Raw genomic sequence first — 22,123 nt, 5'->3', positions numbered from 1 at the left:
AGACTCTCTAACGTCGTATGAATGGCAGGCTTTATAAATTACAAAAATTAAAAAAAGTCTGCCAATTCACTTTGACTGGATTGGCTTTATCTGTGTCCTCACTTTATCTAGATGCAGACCCAATACCGCAATTAGACGAAGCCCACATAACCCAAACCATAGAGTCTCAATATGGAGAACGGGCGGGAAAACGCATTAGGGCTTGGTTTAAAATAATTGATGAAGCTAAGGGGTTACAAGATAGCGATAAAATATTAATGGTTAATAATTTTTTTAACCTTTTTCATTTTGTCGACGATATAAAACTTTGGGGAAATAAGAATTATTGGGCAACACCAATGGAATTTATTGGTGTTAGTGGTGGCGATTGCGAAGACTTTTCTATCGCAAAGTATTTCACGTTACTGCAGCTTGGCGTTTCAGAAGATAAATTACGCATTACCATGGTTAAGGCAACGAGTGTTAATCAGTACCATATGGTGCTTGCGTATTATGAAACTCCCTCCTCTATTCCTCTCGTTTTAGATAATCTTGATAAATCTATAAAACCAGCAACTCAGCGTAAAGATCTTATACCGGTATACAGTTTTAACGGTCGACAATTGTGGCTAAATAAAGAAAAAGGACGAGGCGTTCTAGCAGGCTCTTCATCGAAACTTGCGAAATGGAATGACCTAAAGCATCGTTTAGGTGTTGAACGACTAAAACAACCTAAACTAAAACTGGAGTAGTTAACAAGATGACACTGTTTCGACAGATATACACACTTCTGTTTGCACTGTTTTTACTAGTAGTAGCGAGTTTAGGTTATGTGCAATTTACCGAGACTCAAAGCTTTCTTACTAAGCAGATGGAGTCCGACCTCAACAATACCAGTAACTCTCTCGGTATAATGCTAGTACCTGATTTAGAGGCTGGCGACATCGTCGGCGCAGAAACCTTAATCAATGTAATCTTTGAAGGTGGCTATTACCAAGAAGTAAAACTAACCTGGTTGGTTGATGGTAAGCAACAGGTTTGGCAAAACCCACTAACGATTGAAGGTGTACCACAATGGTTTATTGACCTTGACCTGTTTAAAACCATTCGCCGCGAAAGCACCATTACAACGGGTTGGATCCAACTCGCTAGACTTGAAATAACTGCTCACCCTGGTTTTGGCTACCATGAACTATGGCGCACAATGACCAATGCGATTATGGTTTTCTCAGTACTGTTTTTAATCGCTATAATCCTCGCTCGCGTCGGCTTAACTTGGATTTTAAGACCACTGCATGAGATTGCAGAACATGCCAAAGAGATTGCCAATAGAAAATTTGGTCCTGATATGGCTGTACCTAAGACCCGAGAGTTAAAATCGGTGGTACAAGCTTTCAATAGTATGTCAGCTCAACTTAAGCAGATTTTCAGTTCTCTCGATGAAGAGGTCGGTGAGCTCAGAAAGAAAAACCTCGTCGATCAAGTTTCTACTCTACCTAATCGCCAATATATGATGGGTAGACTCAGTGGCTGGCTAAGTGAGCCTAAAAACGGTGCACTGATCATGGCCAAAATGGACTGGCTGGAAGAGGTGCACAGTAAGTACGGTTATCAAGTTCGAGATGAGACCATCAAACTTTTATCACAGAAGATGAAGCAACATTTGGATGGCGTTAGCATATCTGTTATTGCACGTATCGCAGCCTATGAGTTCGCATTTTTGATTACTAGCTCAGAGCATGAGCAGACCAGTAAATACCTACAAACACTTATTCGCACCATTAACCAAGAGATTTCTAAAGCAGGCTGTAAGCCTAATGAAGGGTTTGCCCTTGGTATTGCAGAGCGTAAGGGGCAAATGACGGTAAGTGACATTTTAGCCCAGGCTGATAATGCGCTACAAAAATCACTGCAAGAAAACAAAGTCTTCCACTGGTTTGAGACCAGTGAAAAGCAACTATTTACTCGTGAGCAGTGGCGAGAACATTTAAGCAGTGCAATTAGTGCGGGTAAATTTAAGTTCAAATGGCAACCAATATTACTCAATAGCAATGACTCAGTGTTGCAAAGAGAGCTCTATTGTCAGCTTAAAATTGGTGACAAGAATATATTCGCCGGTCAATTTATGCCCTACATTGAGCTTTTGTCTTTAGGCAGCTTGCTTGATAAGTGCCTAATAGAGACCATCAGTAGCAAAGCACTGCTGGATCGTAATTTTGAACCTATCGCGATTAACCTGACTTTCGAAAGTATTAACGATACAGATTTCCACCAGTGGCTTAACAAGTTACTGCGTTCATCAGCTTTAAGGGAACGTATCTGTTTTGATATCCCAGAAGCAGCTGTATATAGCAGCCCAGAAGCCTGTGAAGCTCTGTGTACAATCATTAGAGATAACGGCGCACATTTTGGCATTGATCATTTTGGTCGCCAATTTGGCTCAATGAGCTACTTACAGAACTTACGACCAAGTTACGTCAAACTCGACCAGTCTTTCGCCTATTATGATGAAAGTGAGCATAGTAGTGAATTGTGCCGCGCGCTGATTAATGTAGCTAAAGGGTTGGATATCGAGGTGATAGTTACCGGTATTGAAGAGAAACAGCAGCTCGAGCGTTTTGTTCCTTTAAAGACCAATGCCTATATGGGCTATGTTTCGCCACCTGTCGATATAGAGCTATAGCGAGCACTGTATAAGTAAACCCATAAAGGCCTCATTAGAGGCCTTTTTTAAGAAATAGCCAGCCTTCATCAAAACAAAATCAATCACAAATAGATAATTATGAAGTAGAAACATGACTCATGTACAATTCAAGCAACACTTGTAAACACTTACCACCAAAAAGCTAGACTATTGCGTTAGTTTACAACAATATTAAAATTTCTAGACTAAGTTACTTTTTATTCGACAAGTCTCCCAAGCATTATTATTGCCAGTTACAACAATAATGCTGCTAAGGGACCTCACTAATAGTCGCTCGAAAAGTCTCTTTGATATAACACCAACAAATCCAATGGAATAATATTTTGCTTAGCCTTTTAAAGCGTTCAGACAATATAGCGTTCTCAATAAGTCAGTTAATATAATGAATAGTATCTTTTGGTATCCACCACGACATTTTATGAGACTATTTTTACTCATACTAACGTTCGTGCCCGCGATAGTATCAGCATCAGACATAGCAACTAGTGTATCCGGTGGCGTTGATAACCGCCTTGAAAATGGCGGCTACTTTGAGCTGGGAGCGAGTGTATATAGCGTCAATAAGGTAGATATTCGACAGAGTGAACATCAAACTGTACAACCCTCCTTATTAATCAGCGGTATGTACCAATATAACGGCCTTTTTGTTGAAATGATTCATCAATCTCAAGATGGTATCAATCTAGGCTACAACTTTTGGAATTCAGAAAACTGGTCATTAGATTTGTTAGTCGCCAACCTCAAGAGTTCATGGGCACGTCCCGAAGGCGTTGATCCTACGACTCTTAATGAGGCAGAACGTAATAGTTATCTCATGTCCGAAGATTCAATTTATGTGGGAGCTGGTTTTCGTGCCACCCGTTATTGGGGCGATCATTATGTATTTCAGTATCGAATCGTCAGCGACTATTACGACGACCAAGGGATACAGAGTTCAGCACGATTAGGGAAGTCTTGGCAAATACGGAACTGGAACTTTCACGCATTAGGCAGCGTTGAATATTCATCAGCAACATTGAACCAGCACCTTTTCGGTGTAAGCAGTGAGGAGGCTACAGCACTCTTTCCGCAATACCAACCTGAGAGTTCATTTAGTTACGGGGTAGAACTCGGCGTCGCCTACCCAATTAGCGAAAGCTTTGTATTTCGAGCAATGTATCGCATCAATATGCTCTCAGACGAAGTCACCAATAGTCCTTTTAATGAGGCTGATTACGTGTCGTTTTTTAACGCATCAATCAGCTATGTATTCTAGGTGGCTTATGAATAGATTTTATTCCTGGTTGCCGCTAATCTTATTTGCAGCCCCATCGATAGCCTCTGAGCATAAACAGCCTATCACTTTCACTGCGACACCAGAGCAATGTGTTGCTTTGCACAAAGGACAGATTTGCTATCAAGATGTATTATTTCAATGGCAAACACCGTCGATTGGCCGATTTTGCCTAATGTTGTCACAAAGTCAGCAACCATTAACCTGTTGGGATGGAAAAGCGCTGCAGCAATTTAAATACAACTTCGAAAGTGACTCAACCATAACATTCAGGTTAGTGAGTCAAGATGACTTAAATGCTGTTGCTGAGGTAAAAGTTGTAGTGACTTGGGTTTACAAAGCCCCAAAACAAAGTCCTTCTGGCTGGAGACTATTTTAATAATGGCTAATGTGAAACACATATTGGTTGTCGAAGACGATAGCTCTCTGGCTGAGTGGATAAGTGATTACCTACTCGACCATGGATATAGTATTACTGTCGCAAATCAAGGCGATTATGCGCTAGCAATGATCAAAGAAGAGCGGCCTGATTTAGTGCTGTTAGATGTCATGTTACCCATTAAAAATGGATTCGATGTCTGTAAAGAAGCGCGGGCTTTCTATACAGGACCCATTCTATTTATGACCGCTTGTGTTGAAGATGGTGATGAAATTCAAGGGTTAGAAGTGGGTGCTGATGACTATCTGACTAAACCTATTCGACCACAAGTCATGCTTGCTCGAATCAAAGCCCTACTGCGTCGCACAACTGACGATAATATAAAACAACAACTCGTATTCGACTCTTTAAGCCTAAATGCAGCGGCTAAATCTGTCTCCATTGAACAGCAAGTCTTAGATCTAAATGCCAATGAGTTTGATGTTTTATGGTTACTGGCACTGAAGGTTGGCACAGTCGTTAGCCGTACAGACTTAATTGCCGAGCTTAGAGGGATAGAATACGACGGCTTTGATCGCTCTATTGATATCCGCATATCTCGCCTGCGCAAGAAACTACATGAAGCCAAAAACCAGCCCTATAAGATCAAAACGATTAGAGGTAAGGGTTACCTATTTTGCCGTGAGGATGAATCATAGCTATCGATATACAGCTCTATAACTAGGTCATATCAATGAAAAAACTAATCGTCTCTCTCATCCTAGTAGTGCTTGTTTCTATTATCAGTTTAGGCTGGTCAATAAGTGAATTTGCCTCGTTACAAAACCCTGATACTGATAGCACCAGCACTAATGAACAGTTAGCCGCATTAAAATTAGTAGGCGTGACACTATCACGCACACTTGCTGACGACGAATCCAATCAACAAAGGTTTATCGACAACTGGAATCGACATAACCAACAGCAGATGTCACTCACTCCAGAGGCTGAATTTATACTGCCCCCCTCATTAAAACTACAATTTGATAATGAAAAGACTCTGGCGCTGGAGTCAGACGAAGGCATATCACTGCACTACTTAATACTTAATACAGGCCAAGTGCTCAATATCAAAACCCAACTCACCTCACCTGAAGAGAAAAACTTCGACCTCAACAAGCTTTATACCATGTTGTTTTATATTGGTGTCGTCGCGATATTATTAGTGTGGGTATCTCCGCTTATCAGGCAATTATTAGCACTAAGTAAAACAACTCAAGCATTTGGTATGGGTGAGTTACAACAACGAATTGACGTCAGAAAAACGTCCTATATTGGTACAATTGAAACTGAATTTAATCGGATGGCCGACCGTATCCAGCAGCTAATTGATGACAATAAATTACTTAGCAGAGCTGTATCTCACGACCTTAAAACCCCTATAGCACGTTTACGTTTCGGTATTGAAGCACTTGAGGAAACTCAGAATGAACAACTGCGGGTTAAGTATTTTAAGCGATTAAATCGCGATATTGATGCAATGGAGGAATTAGTTGCAACACTATTAAACTATGCACGCCTCGACCAAGCGAATATTCAGCCTGAGTTGCAACCTGTTGAACTTAATGCCTGGTTAGAAAGAAAACTAGTTGGGCATACAGACAATCGCTTACAACTGGAATATATTCCCGCATCACAGTCCATAATGATCAATACAGATCCTAAATATTTATCAATGCAAGTAGCTAACTTGCTCAGTAATGCAGAACGCTTTGGTCACTCAAAAATTAGGGTTCGATTGGAACTTACTGAAAACGCAGCTTGGCTGCACGTTGAAGATGATGGCCAAGGAATTGCTGAAACAGAAACCGAACAAGTGGTTAAGCCTTTTGTTCGAGGGCAGCAAAGTAGAGATAATGCAGGGCACGGTATGGGACTGGCCATCGTCCAACGTATTGGAGATTGGATGGGATCAGAGCTTGTTATTGACCGCTCAATTGCGCTAGGTGGAGCAAAAATATCGTTAAAGTTTAAGTAATACCAATCAGTATAAGAAGTTGATCTACTCAGAGCTTTTTTGGCACGCTAATTCAAGGCGAATAAATGACATAATGGTTATTCCCTTATGAGTTTATTCAACGCAGAAGTAGCAAGCCAAAAACACTCCTAAAGGCGAGTTTTAGCGACTTTGATGCTGCGTTAATGAATTTGAACGTAGAATAACTATGCTCTTCATTCATTGCCTTACCTCAAAGTCGCTAAACTCTCGCTGAGCGATCAAATCTTTATACTGATTGGTATAACCAATCACCGCTAACTCTCACATTGTAGCAATGCAAATAGGCGCCCCTTTGAGGGCGCTCATATGCCAATCGCTTAGCTATCAGAAGAGACATTACTCAGAATGTAGTTCGTATCATAAATACGTGCTCCTGAATTCGCAGGGTGCTGTTTAAGCCCTGTGACCTCAACAACCGTAGATGTCTCTTTATCAATGGTAGAACTACCCCACAGAATGTCACTAGTGGTAGTGCCTGCACCAAATTGGCCAACCGAATCTCGATTAGTTTGCTCGTTGGTAAAAGTAAAATAAGGATAACCTGCTTTTTGGCACAACTCTGCAGATTTCAGCATGACATACTTACGTGTCAGCGCTCTATCAGTATTAGTATTACCAACAAAACTTATCTGCCAACTATCGGCGGCAATTTGCATCGTTTCGAACCCTTTACCAAAAGTCCAAAAACTCTTCTCTGTATCGTAAGGGGTCGCACAGGCTGTTAATGCTATAGCCAAAATGACTCCTATGGATAACTTCTGTACCGCTAACTTTTTCACTTTATTGAATCTCATAGTTTCTACCTCACAACTTAGAAGCTGTAGTTGACCCCTAACGTAGTTACCCATTGATTATTGCTGTCGATAAGCGGTGAATCAGCCATATCAGAACTTAGGCGTGAGTAACCTGTTGCTTGGGTAATATCTAGATGCTCACTAATAGGAACAACCATTGCGTAACCAACTTTATAAGCAAATGCCCCGTCAGCTTGATATACAGGACGATTAGCTGTGGCATCAGATTTAGAGACCCCAGTGTAATAGTTCACGTAATCCTTACTAAAGTAATGAACGCCTGCATAAGGCACGAAGTCTGCAAAGCCAATATTCATCGGATGGTAATAGGTGACGTCTGCCTGGTAGCCATCGTAAACACCGGTTACATCATGTTGGAACTTTCCAGAGAGAGTGCCTTGGGCTAGGTGAAGATCAGCATTCAAGCCTAAGTCCCCACTTGTTTTTCGATCTTTCATTCCTTTTAAAATATCAGCATCATCTGCGTCAAAACCTGGATTCGCAGTCGCAAAAACACTGAAGTTAATAGCGCTATCGTTTGAGCCAAAAAATCGGTAGTTCACACCGGCGAGATCAGCATTAAAGTCCTCGCCATGATAACCACCGTTGATATAGGCACCTGTTTTATGGTCTTGGCCTTTATAAAACTCACTACCAGTTGCAGCACCTGCACCTGCAAAGAACTGACCTTGGTGGCTATATATGTTGCCGTTGCGAATGTAAGTATTGCCTTCTGCTAAGGCGGCGTTAGACAGTAAGATTGCTGAGATAGCGAAATAAATTTTTTTCATCGGTTCGTCCTTTTACATCGTTCAAATGACAGTGAGCTCACTATATTTGATGTTGTTTTAGGACTCTGTATCCAAATGTATCCTGACAAGGTATTCGCTTGCTCCCCCCCCGGGGAGAGCAAGCTGTAAATAGCCAGTAACTAAAACATGATTTGTTTATTTTACTTTTCTCGAAAAAGAAAAAGCCTTCTGATTTATCGAGAGGTTTTTCGAAAGTGATTGGTAGGTAAAACTGGTTCCAAGCTTTTATGGCAAACCAACAAAGAGTCCCGCGGTTTATCAAGAGGCTTTTCGAAATTGGCCGGTCGTTAATGTTGGATTCAAATACTTTCTTTATTACGAACTAACAAAAAAGCCCTTAGATTACTCGAAGGGCTTAATGGTAAGTGGTCGGTCATAAATGTTGGATTCAAGCATGTTGCCTAGTCTAAACGAAAAAAGCCTCTTGATTTCTCAAGAGGCTTTTCGAAAGTGGTCGGTCGTTAATGTTGGATTCAAATACTTTCTTTATTACGAACTAACAAAAAAGCCCTTCGATTACTCGAAGGGCTTAACGGTAAGTGGTCGGTCATAAATGTTGGATTCAAGCATGTTGCCTAGTCTAAACGAAAAAAGCCTCTTGATTTCTCAAGAGGCTTTTCGAAAGTGGTCGGTGATAGAGGATTCGAACCTCTGACCCTCTGGTCCCAAACCAGATGCGCTACCGGGCTGCGCTAATCACCGTAAACTTTTAAAGATTGTCGGTATCTTCTAAAAGCAGAATTCGAACCTCTGACTCTCTGGTCCGCTCTTGCTTAAAATCATGATGCGCTAAAGGGCTGCGCTAATCACCGAAATCTTTTAAATGCTAAATACCGAGTAAACTCGTTACTTATTAATGTGGTCGGTGATAGAGGATTCGAACCTCTGACCCTCTGGTCCCAAACCAGATGCGCTACCGGGCTGCGCTAATCACCGAGTCAATATAGATGTTTAAAGAGGGTCACCCTCTGCTCCACTTCTTATCACAATCCTGATGTGTTACCAGGCTGCATTAATCAACGAGCTTTTTACTTTAAAGCTTAATAAGGAAAATGGGGTGACTGATGGGGCTCGAACCCACGACAACCGGAATCACAATCCGGGGCTCTACCAACTGAGCTACAATCACCGCTGCTTATTTCCTACTAACAAAACCGCCGTATCCAATCTGGTGCACCCAGAAGGATTCGAACCCTCGGCCTCACCCTCCGGAGGGGTGCGCTCTATCCAGCTGAGCTATGGGTGCCTGCCTTGTTAGCGCCGCATATAATATGGATAAAAGGCCCCCCCGTCTACACTTGATTTGCTTTTTTTTACCTGTTTGCTCAAGATTTGAGTGATTAGTATGCTTTTAAAGCACTGCTGTACAAAATAAAGCCTTGGATATAAAGATTTTTCATGTTATTTATATTGATTAGCTTAATTCCTGATCAGAATAAAAAATAGCGCTTGGCGGAAATGCATGTTTAGGGAAGAAACATCGCAGTCGACAGAAACTGTGAAATTAAATAAAAGGATTGCTCGCTTAAAAGTATTGGCTCAAAAATACAAGCGCGCAGAAGTCACCCAAAATGCTCTGTTAGAGATTTCTAACTTCGCAGCAAGCGTCAGTACACCTGAAGAATTCTATTCATCTCTACATCAATCACTCAAAAAGTTAATTCCTGCTGACAATTTCTTTATCGCAACGCTTAATCCTGCAACAGATAGAATTGAAGTTCCTTTTTTCGAAGATGAAAAAGATCTCCACCCTGAAGATTGCTACCCAGAAGAAGATCTATCCGACATGCTCTATAGTGGCTTGACCGGATACGTACTAAAAACTGAACAGGCTTTGATTTGTAATAACGACACCTATACACAGTTGGTAGCATCTAACGAGATAATTCCGAGGGGCAGCGATTGTCATCAATGGGTAGGCGTTCCCATTAAAAGTGCAGAGAGCACCACAGGTGTACTCGTAGTACAAAGTTATCATACCGATACCTATTACGGTGATATGGAATTAGAGCTGATGACATTCATTAGTCACCATATATCAGCGGTAATAGAACGTCTGCAATATCAGGAGCAACTCGAACTTGCTATCGAAACTCGCACTAAAGAGTTAAGCATTGCTTACAACAAGCTAAAACTTGAAGTCTATGAAAGACGAAGAGCTGAACGTTTACAAAAGTCTCTTTTTGAAATTGCCGATCTTGCCACTTCAAACATTGATAATTTAGAGTTTTACGAAGAGCTTCACCGAGTTATTAGCCATTTAATTCCAATCAACAACTGCTTTATTTCACTACTCAATGAAGAGCGAGACTCGCTGAGTTTTCCCTATTTTGTATCTCAATTCGATCTTCCATCTCCCAAGCCGAGAGCCATCAGCGACGGCTTGACGGAGTATATCTTACTCAATCGAAAACCCAGGTTATTAGAGCGCTGCGATATCGATGCGCTAATACAGTCCGGCGAGCTTTACTGCGAAGCACCAGAACTAAATGACACTCAAGAGATAAACCAATGGATAGGCTTACCGCTATTTATTCACGGTAAAGTTAGAGGCTCGCTAACTATTTACAGTTATAGCTATAGCCAGAATTATCAAGAAAAAGATCTCGAACTGCTGACGTTTGTATCACAGCATATTGCGACAGCCATAGAAAAAAAACTATCCGCTGAATCATTACAAATTAGCTACGAGCAACTTGAAGAGAAGATCAATGAGCGAACTCAAGCATTAGCATGTGTTAACGATGATCTTGAGAAAGAGATAAATCAGCGTAAACGTATCGAGCGCCAACTGGTACACGACGCCAAACATGACAACCTTACAGGCTTGCCCAATAGAGCCATGTTTATGGAACGTTTATCACAGTCAATTAAGCACGTTCGCAGACATACTCTCGACAAGTTCGCCGTGCTATTTATTGATATGGATAGGTTTAAACTACTTAACGACACCTTAGGTCACCTTGAAGGCGACCGCTTCCTTATCGAAACAGCAAAGCGTCTTAAACTCTGTATTCGCAATAACGATATGTTAGCCCGTTTAGGCGGCGATGAATTTGTGATCTTACTCGATTCTGTTGGTAGCCAAAAAGATGCTGAAGATGTTGCTGAGCGGGTATTACTTGAGCTCTCGCGACCCTATACATTGGCCAATCAACAACTCAATTCTAGCGCAAGCATAGGTCTCGCCATGAGCGGACAAAACAATGCAGATACCAGTGAATCAATTTTGCGTAATGCTGACAGTGCTATGTATCAGGCAAAATCTAAAGGAAAAGGTTGCTACGTACTCTTCGACCAAGGTAATAATAAGCAGCATGTACAGGAACTTGAACTAGAGAACGAGCTAAAAATCGCCCTAGAGAAAGGCGATCTACAGCTGAGTTACCTGCCCATAATGGAGCTCGAAAGCGAACGTGTAATCGCGTTCGAACCTAGGTTATTTTGGCGTCACCCAACCTTAGGAAAAGTAAAGCAATTACAGCTCAATAACATCGCAGAACACTGCAATCTGCTTATCGAGCTTGATAACTACATGCTGGCAATGATTTACGACGGCTTTCACTCGCTAGAACAGCGCTTTGGAGTGGACTTCCATATACAAGTCTCCATATCCAGCCAGCATTTGAATCACAAACACGCACTCAGAGCTTTAAAGAATAAGCTAAAGCAATGTAGCTTCGATTTGACTAAGCTAACGCTATTTTTCAACGAAAAAGAGTTTGTTCAAAATACTAACAATCATATCAATGCTTTTGAGCAGCTCAATGGTCTCAATGTGCAACTCGGTATTGATGGCTACGGCAGTGCCCATAGCGCGATAAGTAGCTTAACCTTTCTGCCTATTCAGTCATTAAAGTTAGATTCTAGCTACGCTACGCATCTTGAGAGCGAGCAGCACCTAAAAATAATTAAAGCGTATTACAGTGCAGCTAGAGCATTGGAGCTGGAAATATTTGCAGTGGGGGTTTCAACTAAAGCACATTGCCAGCTGCTATCTGATATAGGTTTTGAAAAGGGACAGGGGATCGCGCTAGGAAAAGTGTTTGAACTTGATAATTCAAGCAACCAAGTTTGCGCCTAACGCAGTAGCAGCCTAAGCCGCCACTGCGAAACAACTGCAATTACTTCTTAAACATATCTCTAAGGTTAGCAATATTGCTCTTACCTGTTTGCTGCCGCTGTTCTGCACTTTGCACTGGTTTTCTATTTTCCCAAATCAGATCATCTTGAGGCAACTCCATTAAAAAACGACTTGGCTCACAACGAATAGTCTCACCAAATTGGCGTCTTTCGCGACAGATAATAAACCATAACTCTTTTTGAGCTCGAGTGATCCCAACGTAAGCTAGGCGACGCTCTTCATCGACATTATCTTCATCAATACTACTCTGGTGTGGCAAGATACGTTCTTCAGCGCCCACCATGAACACATAGGGGAACTCCAACCCTTTTGATGCATGCAATGTCATCAATTGCACCTGATCGCCGCCTTCATCTTCGCTGTTACGCTCCATCATATCGCGTAATGTTAAACGAGCCACAACCTCAGGCAATGTCATTGCCTCATCGAGGTCGTCACCTTGCAGCATTTCAGTCACCCAACGGTACAGCTCTGAAATGTTCTTCATCCGCATCTCTGCAGCTTTGGCACTGGTGCTGGTCTCGTAAAGGTAATCTTCGTAATTGATATTGCGGATCAACTGCTTCACTGCATCGACCGGATCACCACGCTCGGCACAGTCGCCCATCTCCACCACAAAACGACCAAATTTATACAAAGAAGCCATCGCTGCTGGAGGCAACTCATGGTTAAGATCCGTTTCAAAAATAGCGGCAAACATGGAGATCTGTTTTTGGTTTGAAAAATTACCTAAACGTTCCAAAGTCGCAGGACCAATACCTCGTTTAGGCAAGTTTACAATGCGCAAAAAGGCATTATCATCATCAGGGTTCACCACCAAACGCAGATAAGCCATGATATCTTTAATCTCTGCACGACCAAAAAATGAGGTACCACCGCTGAGTTTGTAGGGGATGCGGTTGGTCATCAGTGCTCGCTCAAGTAGACGAGATTGATGGTTACCTCGATACAAGATAGCGTAATCACCAAATTGGGTACGACCGACAAACTTATGGCGGATCATCTCCGCAATAACCCGCTCGGCTTCTTGCTCCTCATTGGCCGCAATCAGCACCCGAATAGGTTCACCATAAGCCAGTTCACTAAACAGAGCTTTTTCATATACGTGCGGGTTATTAGCGATCAATATATTGGCTGCGCGCAAGATACGCTGACTAGAGCGGTAATTCTGCTCCAGCTTAATCAGTTTCAATTTAGGGAAATCTTTACCGAGTAACACTAGGTTTTGCGGTTTAGCTCCACGCCAGGAGTAGATAGACTGATCATCATCCCCTACCACGGTAAAACGTGCTCTTTCCCCCACCAGCAGCTTAACCATTTCATACTGACTGGTATTGGTATCTTGGTATTCATCTACCAGCATATATTGAATGCGAGTCTGCCAACGCGTTCTGACCTCTTCATTTTGCCTAAGCAATAAAGTGGGCAGCAGAATAAGATCATCAAAATCCAATGCGTTATAGGCTTTCATATGTTGCGCGTAGCGATGATACAGTACCGCAAAAAGCTGTTGCTGTTCGTCCTTAGCAATCTTTGATGCCTGTGCAGGGATCACCAAATCACCTTTCCAATTAGAGATGGTGGTGGCGAGTAATCGCAGTAGATCTTTATCTTCATCTAGCTCATCAAGCGTTAACTCTTTCAGTAGCGCTAAGGTATCTTGATCATCAAACAGTGAAAAACCAGGCTTTAAACCGACCACTTTATGTTCACGTTTAATGATCTCTAACCCGAGGGTATGGAAGGTAGAGATCCACAGACCGCGGGCTTCTTTACGCCCCATAGACTGAGACACACGCTCTTTCATCTCACGCGCAGCTTTATTGGTAAAGGTCACGGCAGCAATATTACGCGCCTTGTAGCCACACTTTTCCACCAGATAAGCGATCTTGTTAATAATCACTCTGGTTTTGCCACTGCCTGCACCAGCAAGCACTAAGCAGGGGCCACTAACATAGTGGACGGCGTCATTTTGTCCGGGATTGAGCTTCATCTGTACTTAACAACCAAGATATTAAAAGGGAGGCACTAAAAAAGGAATGATAGCAGAAAGCCATTCTGTAGCGAAAAGTAATCAAAAAATTCCTCTCACAGTAGACTATATTTACTACCGTATAGCAGTGTAAAGAAGGATCTATATTGCCATTAATTCTTGCTTATCCACAAAGTGAACACTACACTAATGAATGAACGTTCATTCATTAGTGTGTTTTTATGTCAAATAAACGTGATTTAATTTTAAGGGCCTCTGAAACAATTATCGCCTCAGGTGGGATTCAGGGACTGTCTATGCAACAAGTTGCTAATGAAGCCGGTGTAGCAGCAGGTACGATTTACCGCTACTTTAAAGATAAGAACGAACTTATTTTAGAGCTACGCAAAGATGTGTTAGCACAAGTGGCGACGCATATTTTACAAGATCATCACATAGGTACGCTCGAAGAGCGATTCAAACGCATCTGGATGAAGATGCATGATTTTGGCAAACAGCCCTCTCCTGCTAATTTAAGTTATGAGCAGTATGCCCATTTGCCAGAAACCAACACTGATGAAATCCGCAATACGGAATTAAAACTATTTGCACCATTGCAGCAACTCTTTGAAGAGGGTAAGGCAGAGGGATTATTGCAGCCATTGCACTCCCGAGCGCTATACGCTCTATCCATGGAGCCAGCTATGACCCTCGCGCGCAGTATACGCCGCGGCTTAGTTCATTATGAAGCACACGAAATTAATCTCGCTTGCGACCTCTGCTGGAAAACAATTTTACTCCCAACTCAACCGACTCACTAAAGGAGCTGTCAGGACATGAAAAAATGGACCCTGGTAATGTTAGTTATTGCTGTACTGGCATTTGGATCTGTCATTGGATTCAACCTATTTGTTAAGGGGAAAATTGCCGATGCTATCGCCAATATGCCCGAACCTGTTGCGCCGGTAACCGCTATCACCGTAACCCCTGAAGGCTGGCAGCCAACCATCAATGCCATTGGTTTTGTAGAGCCTAATCAAGGTGTCACTATTGCTAACGAGTTGGCAGGCGTTGTTTCTGCTATTAAATTTGAAAATGGCAGCTCTGTCGAAGCGGGTCAAATGCTAATTGAGTTGGACTCAAAAGTAGAAAAAGCAAACCTTAAGAGTAAGCAGGTACAGCTACCTGCAGCATCTGAAGACTTTAAACGACTCACAAAACTCTACAAGCAAAACTCTGTCTCCAAGCAAGACCTTGATAACAGTGAGTCGAAGTACCTTGCATTGGTTGCTGATAGCGAAAGCTTAAGCGCTACCATTGGTCGCCGCGAAATAAAAGCACCCTTTGCTGGTTTAGTCGGTATCCGAAATGTGAACTTAGGTGAGTATCTGCAAACAGGTACAGAGATTGTGCGCCTTGAAGATATCAGCACTATGAAGATCCGTTTTACCATTCCACAAACACAGCTGCCACGCATCGCCAAGGGCCAGCCAGTACATGTGTATGTTGATGCCTACCCGACCGAACCTTTTGAAGGGGTGATCTCAGCGATTGAACCTGCAGTTTTCTACCAAAGCGGTTTGATCCAAGTGCAAGCACAAATTCCAAACACCGACTCAAAACTGCGTAGCGGTATGTTTGCCAAAGTTGACATTCAGCTACCAGAGCTTACAGAGCAAATCGTACTGCCACAAACAGCCATTAGCTTCACCCTCTACGGCAATTCAGTGTATGTCATCGAAGATATCGTAGAAGACGGCGCAAGCATTAAGCGAGTTAAGCAGATTAACGTCCAAGTACTTGAGCGTGGCATAAACGATGCACTAGTCACCGGCGACATTAAAGCAGGCGATATGATAGTCACCTCAGGTCAAGTACGCTTGAGCAATGGCAGTAAGGTGAGTATCAGCGAAAATGATGCGCTAACGCCTCCAGCCACACTGCCACAGCTATAAGCGGAGATAGAGCTATGCGCTTTACTGATATTTTCATCCGCAGGCCCGTACTCGCTGCGTCGATTAGCTTTCTTATTCTGCTGCTAGGCTTTTACTCGCTTAATAGTATGCAGGTTCGAGAGTATCCAGAAATGACTAACACCGTAGTGACGGTAACCACCAGTTACTACGGCGCCGACTCTAACTTGATTCAGGGTTTTATCACCCAGCCACTTGAGCAAGCATTAGCTCAGGCAGACAACGTTGACTTTATGACCTCAGATAGCTTTCTGGGTAGCTCAAAAATCACCGTCTATATGAAGCTCAATACTGACCCCAACGGCGCCTTGGCTGATATCTTAGCCAAGGTAAACTCGGTGCGTTCGCAGCTTCCCAAAGAAGCTGAAGATCCTACCGTGGATATGTCGACCGGTTCGCAAACCTCGGTTCTGTATATCTCTTTCTACAGCGACCAAATTAATTCAAGCCAAATCACCGACTACCTAGAGCGGGTAGTAAAACCTGAGTTATTCACTATTGATGGTGTAGCCAAAGTTAACCTTTATGGCGGGATTAAATACGCTATGCGTATCTGGCTAGACCCTGCTCGCATGGGCGCATTTAATCTGTCATCAACCGATGTCATGAATGTACTTCAAGCTAATAACTATCAGTCTGCAGTCGGTCAAGCCAATAATACCTTTACTCTATTCAATGGCACAGCCGACACTCAGGTCGCGACCGTTGCCGAGCTAGAAAAGTTGGTTGTAGGCAGTAAAGATGGCCTAGTCATCCGCCTTGGGGATATTGCGGATGTTAGCCTAGAGAAAAGTCACGATGTCTACCGCGCCTTAGCCGATGGCCAAGAAGCTGTTGTGATTGGCTTAGATGTTACCCCTACGGCGAACCCATTAGTGGTGGCTGCAGATGCACGTAGCATGATGCCAGACATTACCCGTAATCTGCCAGTTTCGATGAAGGCTCGCATCTTATACGACTCATCACTGGCAATTGATGAATCTATCAATGAGGTGATAAAAACCATTGGTGAAGCCGCGCTAATTGTAATTGTAGTGATCACGCTATTTTTAGGCTCGTTTAGAGCGGTTATTATCCCGATTGTTACCATTCCGCTGTCATTAATAGGTGTGGCCGTCATCATGCAGATGTTTGGCTTTACCCTTAACCTGATGACGCTACTGGCGATGGTGCTTGCCATTGGTCTTGTGGTGGATGACGCCATCGTAGTGGTAGAAAACGTCGATCGGCATATCAAGCTTGGTGAATCTCCCTTTAGAGCAGCAATTATTGGTACTCGAGAAATTGCAGTACCAGTTATATCAATGACCATTACTCTAGCTGCGGTGTATGCACCGATTGCCTTAATGGGCGGTATTACTGGCTCGCTCTTTAAAGAGTTTGCCCTAACCCTTGCTGGTGCGGTATTTATCTCCGGTATTGTGGCGCTGACACTATCACCGATGATGTGCTCTAAAATCCTCAAAGCCCACTCAGAGCCTAATCGATTTGAGCGTGGTGTTGAGCGCTTTCTCAATGGCTTAACCACGCGCTACAACCGTATGTTAACCGCAGTACTTAACCACCGCCCTGTGATGGTAGCATTCGCCGTTATCGTGTTTGCCTCACTACCTGTGATGTTTAGCTTTATTCCATCAGAACTGGCGCCCAATGAAGATAAAAGCGTAGTGATGATGATGGGCACAGCGCCGTCTAGTGCCAACCTCGATTACATTCAATCGAATATGGCCATAGTGACCGACATGATCAGCGCCCAGCCTGAAGCAGCAGCATCACTGGCCTTTGTTGGTGTTCCCAATGCAAACCAAGCCTTTGGTATTGCACCTTTAGTGCCTTGGAGCGAACGTGATAAGAGCCAAAAGGAGATGCAAAAGCTACTCGGTGACAAAGTTAAAGCCGTACCGGGTATGGCTGTCACCACCTTCCAGATGCCTGAGTTACCAGGCGCATCAGGCGGATTGCCAATCCAGTTCGTAATAACCAGCTCAGCCTCGTTTGAGAGCCTATTCCAAATTGGTAGTGGTGTACTTGAGAAAGTACAGCAAAGTCCGCTATTTGTTTACTCTGAGATCAACCTGAAATTCGACTCTGGCACCATGAAGATCCATATCAAGCGTGACTTAGCCGGAACCTATGGTGTCACTATGCAAGATATAGGGATGACACTGACGACTATGATGAGTGATGGTTACGTCAACCGTATCAACCTTGATGGCCGCTCCTATGAAGTGATTCCACAAGTAGATCGTAAGTACCGAGCTAACCCTGAGTCACTTGACGGTTACTATGTCACTGCAGCAGATGGTCGCTCTATTCCGCTATCAAGCTTGGTCGATATCGAGATGATCTCAGAGCCACGTTCACTGCCACACTTTAACCAGATGAATGCGATAACAGTAGGCGGTGTTGCCACTCCAGGTGTCGCCATTGGTGATGCAATTGCCTTCTTGCAAAACATTGGCGATAACGAGCTACCTAAAGGTTACAGCTATGACTTCTTAGGTGAAGCACGTCAATATGTCACCGAAGGTTCAGCGCTATACGCTACCTTTGCACTGGCATTGGCGATTATCTTCTTAGTGCTAGCCAGCCAGTTCGAGAGCCTTAGAGATCCATTAGTGATATTGGTATCGGTGCCTCTAGCGATAAGCGGCGCATTAATCGCGCTAGGCTGGACCCATGTGATGGGATTGTCATCGATGAACATCTATACCCAAGTCGGCTTGATCACCTTGGTGGGTCTAATCACTAAACACGGGATCTTAATGTGTGAAGTGGCTAAAGAGGAGCAACTGCATAACGGCTTAAGTAAAGTAGACGCCATTAAGCATGCGGCCACGATTCGTCTACGCCCAATCTTAATGACCACAGCAGCAATGATCGCCGGCCTGATACCACTGCTGTTTGCAGTAGGCGCAGGTGCGGTTGCTCGATTCAATATTGGGCTAGTGATTGTATCTGGCCTTGCCATTGGTACCATTTTCACGCTGTTCGTATTGCCAGTTATCTACACCTACCTTGCCGAGAGACATGAACCTCTGCCAGTGTTTGATGAAGAACTTAAACCTACTGTTTAATCAGTATTGCTAGCACAATAAAGACCTCCGCTTATTTCGCTCACAAGCTAATGAGTGGGGGTCTTTTGTTTTATACCAATTGCTATCAGAAGTTGATCTACTCAGAGCGATCAAATCTTTATACTGATTGGTATTAGGCCAATTGCTACCAGAAGATAAGCCACTCAAGCTGCGATTGTTTTGGCAATAGCTATCCCCTAAGGTACAATCAACCCATATTGAAACAGGCACCTTAGCGGATACTAAAGATGATCAACCCAAAGAAAATCGAAGATGTAGCAAAGCAGCTTAGTGATAACCTACCTGCAGGGCTAAAGCAGTTTGCTGGTGAGTTTGAAGAGCGTAGCAAGCAGGTTCTACAAAATCAGTTACAGAAGCTAGATGTCGTTTCTCGCGAAGAGTTTGAAGTACAGCAGCATGTATTGATTAAAACCCGCGAAAAGCTAGAAGCCCTGCAAGCTCAAGTCGATGCACTTGAAGCAAAGCTTAACGCTGAAGACTAGTTTGCTGTTACGCAATAAAAAAGCACCTTTAATAGGTGCTTTTTTATTGGCTATAGCTTATTAATGACCAACAAGCTTTCTTTTGTTAAACAATATGATACAACAAGCCAGCAGTGCTAAATCTTTAACAATGAACTGCCCGCTGCCAGTTAGCACAGGGAAACCTAAACTGGTCTCATAACCTGGCAAAGTGATAAGGAAAGTTTGCGTTGCTGCAAACGTTAGCGCCGCGACACTCAAGCCAAACACATAAGCTTTATCGGACCAAGGCGCTAGCAAAATACCTATCACCGCTAGCAGTTCGACCACACCGATAAAGTAAGAGCCGTGTAACACGCTAAACAATGAATAGATCCAGCTAAAGAGTGGGCTTGTGCTCATCAACCCCTCAATACCATCGGCCTCAATTTGGGTAAACTTCATGCCGCCAATCCACACCATCACCAGCAAAATACCGCCAACCGCTAACTTCACCGCAAGCTTATTAACCCTTGTGTGGCCAGCATAGTGAGAGGCGATAAATAGCGATACAGCAACTATCCCTAAGTACTTTATCAGCCCTTGCCCAGCACCAATGGCTGGAAAGCCTCCTAAAGCATCAATCCAAACAGGGTGGGTGAACATCATCAATAACGGCACTGTTGCTAAGCCCGCATAAATATAGATGATGATCTGGCTCCAACGATAACCAGGCACAATAAGCGCAGCTAAAGTAACAAGCTGCATAATGCCTAATACAGCAGACAACCAAGGCAGTTCAGGCAAGTTAACAGCCTGCAGTTGCTTAGAAAAATAACTAACATCGTCAGCAGTGAAGCGAGTAACCGCGGTAAGTAGCAAAAAACTACCCAATAACCAACGCGATATTAATACGCTGTTGGCAACAACTAAGGATTTAAGCGACGTAAACATTAAGCGGTTCCTATTCTCATTCAATACTGGTTTCAGCAATAGACCCGTACATTGCCAAAAGCCTTTCAAACATTTTGCACCTCAGTTAAAGAATATTAATTTACACTTCATACTGTTGGGCTAGCATAGTGCGCTATCAAGGATTAGTCTTGCTGTGCTCAAACCTACATGACTGCACCGCCACCATTTTGCTTATCGAGGCTGCTATTGAACCGTTTACACCGTGACACTAAAGCCAGTACCAAACTCATGTTGATTGGCTGGGGCGTATTACTGGCTATCCCCGCATGCTTATATGCATTTTCAGTGACCATGTTCCCTCGCATTGAACTTGATGCAGCTTTCGCGCAATTGCTTTATTGGATAACCAGCACAGGCACCGCTCCTTACGGTATTGCCACAGGTATTGTTATCCTTATCGCTTGTTACCAAATACTAAACAGAGCCGAATTCTTAAAGCTAGTCATGGCAGTTTCCATCGCTATGGCAACCACTTTAAGTTTGAATCATTTCCTTAAGCCATACTTTGCCGAACCTAGACCCAATGCAGCGCTGATGGCACAGGAGTCTCTGCTTAATACCAATGAGTTTTATCAACATAACAAAGCCGACAAGCGTGAGTTATTAACTCAATCTATTGAACAGCTCGAGCTCAGCCGCAGTGATATCAACCTAAGCCCTGCAATCGAAGGACATTGGCAGCACGAGGTGGGTTACGCCTTCCCTTCTGGTCACACTCTTTTCGCGGTCACGTTGGCGCTCGTTGTTAGCTTTTATCTGCTGTTAGCCGGGCAGACTTTATTGCCATTGGTGCTATTTAGTTGGGCCATCAGCATGGGGTTAAGCCGCATGTGGTTAGGCATGCACTGGTCACAAGATGTACTTGCGTCAACGGTCATTGGAGGGCTTATCGCCTTTGCGAGTATTGCCGTCATGCAGCAGGTCACATTAAGTAGCCACTGGCTGCGGAAACTATCGACAAACAACTAGGTGAAATAGCACAACACCTTGAACTTTAAGAGAATGTAGGTATCCTCCTTAGCAAACACCTCAAACCCTAAGAGAGATCCCAATGGCCGACATTCAACTGGACAAAATTGATCTGCATATTCTTAAGCTGGTGCAGCAACACGGAAAGTTGTCTAACCAAGAGCTAGCCGAAAAAGTGGGCCTCTCTCCCTCACCCTGTTCTCGAAGGGTAAAAGCACTGGAGGAAGCTGGCTACATAGCGGGTTATGCTACCTTGCTAAGTCCGGCACATTTTGACTTAGCATTAACCGCTTATATCCACGTGCGCCTTGAAAAACACTCTAGCGAAACGCTGGAAAACTTCGAAGCAACAGTAGCCTCATACGATGAAGTACAAGAGTGTTGCTTGCTAACCGGTAGCGATGCCGATTATCAATTAAAAGTGCTAGTAAAAGATATGCCAGCTTTTAAAGTGTTCCTACTCGACAAGCTGACCACCAATGAGAAAATAGCCGGTGTGCATTCAAGCTTTGTGTTAAAGCAGGTTAAAAACCAAACCCAAATTCCACTACCTCCTTCTGCTGACTAACAGCA

At 43.3% G+C, this 22,123-nt stretch carries 17 protein-coding genes and 4 tRNA genes; 13 read left to right on the top strand and 8 right to left on the bottom strand.

All coding sequences use genetic code 11. The annotated features are described in order from the left end of the window. The first annotated feature begins 17 nt into the window (after window positions 1–17). The 6 genes from L2730_RS12305 to L2730_RS12280 all read left to right on the top strand — a co-directional run bounded on the left by L2730_RS12305 (window position 18) and on the right by L2730_RS12280 (window position 6,352). Window positions 18–731, top strand: a complete 714-nt coding sequence (locus L2730_RS12305; protein WP_220738537.1) for a transglutaminase-like cysteine peptidase — start codon at window positions 18–20, stop codon at window positions 729–731. An 8-nt stretch (window positions 732–739) separates the two neighbouring features. After that, entirely contained in the window at window positions 740–2,662 is a 1,923-nt protein-coding gene (locus L2730_RS12300; RefSeq protein WP_248974865.1) for a bifunctional diguanylate cyclase/phosphodiesterase, read from the top strand. Window positions 2,663–3,101: 439 nt separating this feature from the next. Continuing rightward, entirely contained in the window at window positions 3,102–3,938 is an 837-nt protein-coding gene (locus tag L2730_RS12295) for a MipA/OmpV family protein (protein WP_248974864.1), read from the top strand. Window positions 3,939–3,945: 7 nt separating this feature from the next. Beyond that, window positions 3,946–4,335 carry a DUF3019 domain-containing protein gene (locus L2730_RS12290; protein ID WP_248974863.1) on the top strand — a complete coding sequence of 130 codons (390 nt, stop codon included), beginning with the start codon at window positions 3,946–3,948 and terminating at the stop codon, window positions 4,333–4,335. A 2-nt stretch (window positions 4,336–4,337) separates the two neighbouring features. Continuing rightward, entirely contained in the window at window positions 4,338–5,033 is a 696-nt protein-coding gene (locus L2730_RS12285; protein ID WP_248974862.1) for a response regulator, read from the top strand. Between the two features lie 35 nt (window positions 5,034–5,068). After that, window positions 5,069–6,352 (top strand): ATP-binding protein, encoded by a 1,284-nt coding sequence (locus L2730_RS12280; protein ID WP_248974861.1) that lies wholly within the window; start codon window positions 5,069–5,071, stop codon window positions 6,350–6,352. A 338-nt stretch (window positions 6,353–6,690) separates the two neighbouring features. Here the strand turns inward: L2730_RS12280 and L2730_RS12275 are convergent, their stop codons facing one another. The 6 genes from L2730_RS12275 to L2730_RS12250 form a co-directional block, all read right to left on the bottom strand. Then, entirely contained in the window at window positions 6,691–7,167 is a 477-nt protein-coding gene (locus L2730_RS12275; protein ID WP_248974860.1) for a CC0125/CC1285 family lipoprotein, read from the bottom strand. Between the two features lie 17 nt (window positions 7,168–7,184). Next, window positions 7,185–7,958 (bottom strand): outer membrane protein OmpV, encoded by a 774-nt coding sequence (ompV, locus tag L2730_RS12270; RefSeq protein ID WP_248974859.1) that lies wholly within the window; start codon window positions 7,956–7,958, stop codon window positions 7,185–7,187. 646 nt (window positions 7,959–8,604) lie between these two features. After that, window positions 8,605–8,681, bottom strand: a tRNA-Pro gene (locus L2730_RS12265). A gap of 157 nt (window positions 8,682–8,838) precedes the next feature. Beyond that, window positions 8,839–8,915, bottom strand: a tRNA-Pro gene (locus tag L2730_RS12260). A gap of 117 nt (window positions 8,916–9,032) precedes the next feature. After that, window positions 9,033–9,108: transfer RNA gene (locus L2730_RS12255), tRNA-His, on the bottom strand. Between the two features lie 40 nt (window positions 9,109–9,148). Continuing rightward, window positions 9,149–9,225 (bottom strand) — tRNA-Arg (locus L2730_RS12250). Between the two features lie 216 nt (window positions 9,226–9,441). Here L2730_RS12250 and L2730_RS12245 point away from each other — a divergent pair. Next, window positions 9,442–12,063 (top strand): sensor domain-containing phosphodiesterase, encoded by a 2,622-nt coding sequence (locus L2730_RS12245; RefSeq protein WP_248974858.1) that lies wholly within the window; start codon window positions 9,442–9,444, stop codon window positions 12,061–12,063. 40 nt (window positions 12,064–12,103) lie between these two features. Here L2730_RS12245 and rep read toward each other — a convergent pair whose 3' ends face one another. After that, entirely contained in the window at window positions 12,104–14,116 is a 2,013-nt protein-coding gene (rep, locus tag L2730_RS12240) for a DNA helicase Rep (protein ID WP_248974857.1), read from the bottom strand. Between the two features lie 221 nt (window positions 14,117–14,337). Between rep and L2730_RS12235 the strand changes: the two genes are divergently transcribed. The 4 genes from L2730_RS12235 to ubiK all read left to right on the top strand — a co-directional run bounded on the left by L2730_RS12235 (window position 14,338) and on the right by ubiK (window position 19,648). Continuing rightward, window positions 14,338–14,916, top strand: coding sequence for a TetR/AcrR family transcriptional regulator (locus L2730_RS12235; RefSeq protein ID WP_248974856.1), 579 nt, complete (start codon window positions 14,338–14,340; stop codon window positions 14,914–14,916). Between the two features lie 15 nt (window positions 14,917–14,931). Next, window positions 14,932–16,050, top strand: coding sequence for an efflux RND transporter periplasmic adaptor subunit (locus L2730_RS12230; RefSeq protein WP_248974855.1), 1,119 nt, complete (start codon window positions 14,932–14,934; stop codon window positions 16,048–16,050). A gap of 14 nt (window positions 16,051–16,064) precedes the next feature. Then, on the top strand, window positions 16,065–19,145 hold the full coding sequence (locus tag L2730_RS12225) for a multidrug efflux RND transporter permease subunit (RefSeq protein WP_248974854.1): 3,081 nt from the start codon (window positions 16,065–16,067) through the stop codon (window positions 19,143–19,145). 248 nt (window positions 19,146–19,393) lie between these two features. Beyond that, window positions 19,394–19,648, top strand: a complete 255-nt coding sequence (gene ubiK / locus L2730_RS12220) for a ubiquinone biosynthesis accessory factor UbiK (protein ID WP_248974853.1) — start codon at window positions 19,394–19,396, stop codon at window positions 19,646–19,648. A 60-nt stretch (window positions 19,649–19,708) separates the two neighbouring features. Here the strand turns inward: ubiK and L2730_RS12215 are convergent, their stop codons facing one another. Continuing rightward, window positions 19,709–20,560, bottom strand: coding sequence for a DUF417 family protein (locus tag L2730_RS12215; RefSeq protein ID WP_248974852.1), 852 nt, complete (start codon window positions 20,558–20,560; stop codon window positions 19,709–19,711). Between the two features lie 207 nt (window positions 20,561–20,767). Here L2730_RS12215 and L2730_RS12210 point away from each other — a divergent pair, with 207 nt between their 5' ends. Beyond that, complete coding sequence (locus tag L2730_RS12210) at window positions 20,768–21,550, top strand: phosphatase PAP2 family protein (protein ID WP_248974851.1); 783 nt, start codon at window positions 20,768–20,770, stop codon at window positions 21,548–21,550. 82 nt (window positions 21,551–21,632) lie between these two features. Further along, window positions 21,633–22,118 (top strand): Lrp/AsnC family transcriptional regulator, encoded by a 486-nt coding sequence (locus L2730_RS12205; RefSeq protein ID WP_020910588.1) that lies wholly within the window; start codon window positions 21,633–21,635, stop codon window positions 22,116–22,118. Window positions 22,119–22,123 lie beyond the last annotated feature (5 nt).

Source organism: Shewanella kaireitica (assembly GCF_023284045.1).
GTDB classification, from domain to species: domain Bacteria; phylum Pseudomonadota; class Gammaproteobacteria; order Enterobacterales; family Shewanellaceae; genus Shewanella; species Shewanella kaireitica.
Note: the sequence above shows the minus strand (reverse complement) of the source record. Positions and strands in the feature narration are given on the sequence as shown.

What these genes read in the sequence shown, in the direction of transcription:
- L2730_RS12305 (WP_220738537.1), top strand. Translation starts at nt 18, where the DNA reads ATGAATGGCAGGCTTTATAAATTACAAAAATTAAAAAAAGTCTGCCAA.
- L2730_RS12300 (WP_248974865.1), top strand. Translation starts at nt 740, where the DNA reads ATGACACTGTTTCGACAGATATACACACTTCTGTTTGCACTGTTTTTA.
- L2730_RS12295 (WP_248974864.1), top strand. Translation starts at nt 3,102, where the DNA reads ATGAGACTATTTTTACTCATACTAACGTTCGTGCCCGCGATAGTATCA.
- L2730_RS12290 (WP_248974863.1), top strand. Translation starts at nt 3,946, where the DNA reads ATGAATAGATTTTATTCCTGGTTGCCGCTAATCTTATTTGCAGCCCCA.
- L2730_RS12285 (WP_248974862.1), top strand. Translation starts at nt 4,338, where the DNA reads ATGGCTAATGTGAAACACATATTGGTTGTCGAAGACGATAGCTCTCTG.
- L2730_RS12280 (WP_248974861.1), top strand. Translation starts at nt 5,069, where the DNA reads ATGAAAAAACTAATCGTCTCTCTCATCCTAGTAGTGCTTGTTTCTATT.
- L2730_RS12275 (WP_248974860.1), bottom strand. Translation starts at nt 7,167, where the DNA reads ATGAGATTCAATAAAGTGAAAAAGTTAGCGGTACAGAAGTTATCCATA.
- ompV (WP_248974859.1), bottom strand. Translation starts at nt 7,958, where the DNA reads ATGAAAAAAATTTATTTCGCTATCTCAGCAATCTTACTGTCTAACGCC.
- L2730_RS12245 (WP_248974858.1), top strand. Translation starts at nt 9,442, where the DNA reads ATGTTTAGGGAAGAAACATCGCAGTCGACAGAAACTGTGAAATTAAAT.
- rep (WP_248974857.1), bottom strand. Translation starts at nt 14,116, where the DNA reads ATGAAGCTCAATCCCGGACAAAATGACGCCGTCCACTATGTTAGTGGC.
- L2730_RS12235 (WP_248974856.1), top strand. Translation starts at nt 14,338, where the DNA reads ATGTCAAATAAACGTGATTTAATTTTAAGGGCCTCTGAAACAATTATC.
- L2730_RS12230 (WP_248974855.1), top strand. Translation starts at nt 14,932, where the DNA reads ATGAAAAAATGGACCCTGGTAATGTTAGTTATTGCTGTACTGGCATTT.
- L2730_RS12225 (WP_248974854.1), top strand. Translation starts at nt 16,065, where the DNA reads ATGCGCTTTACTGATATTTTCATCCGCAGGCCCGTACTCGCTGCGTCG.
- ubiK (WP_248974853.1), top strand. Translation starts at nt 19,394, where the DNA reads ATGATCAACCCAAAGAAAATCGAAGATGTAGCAAAGCAGCTTAGTGAT.
- L2730_RS12215 (WP_248974852.1), bottom strand. Translation starts at nt 20,560, where the DNA reads ATGTTTACGTCGCTTAAATCCTTAGTTGTTGCCAACAGCGTATTAATA.
- L2730_RS12205 (WP_020910588.1), top strand. Translation starts at nt 21,633, where the DNA reads ATGGCCGACATTCAACTGGACAAAATTGATCTGCATATTCTTAAGCTG.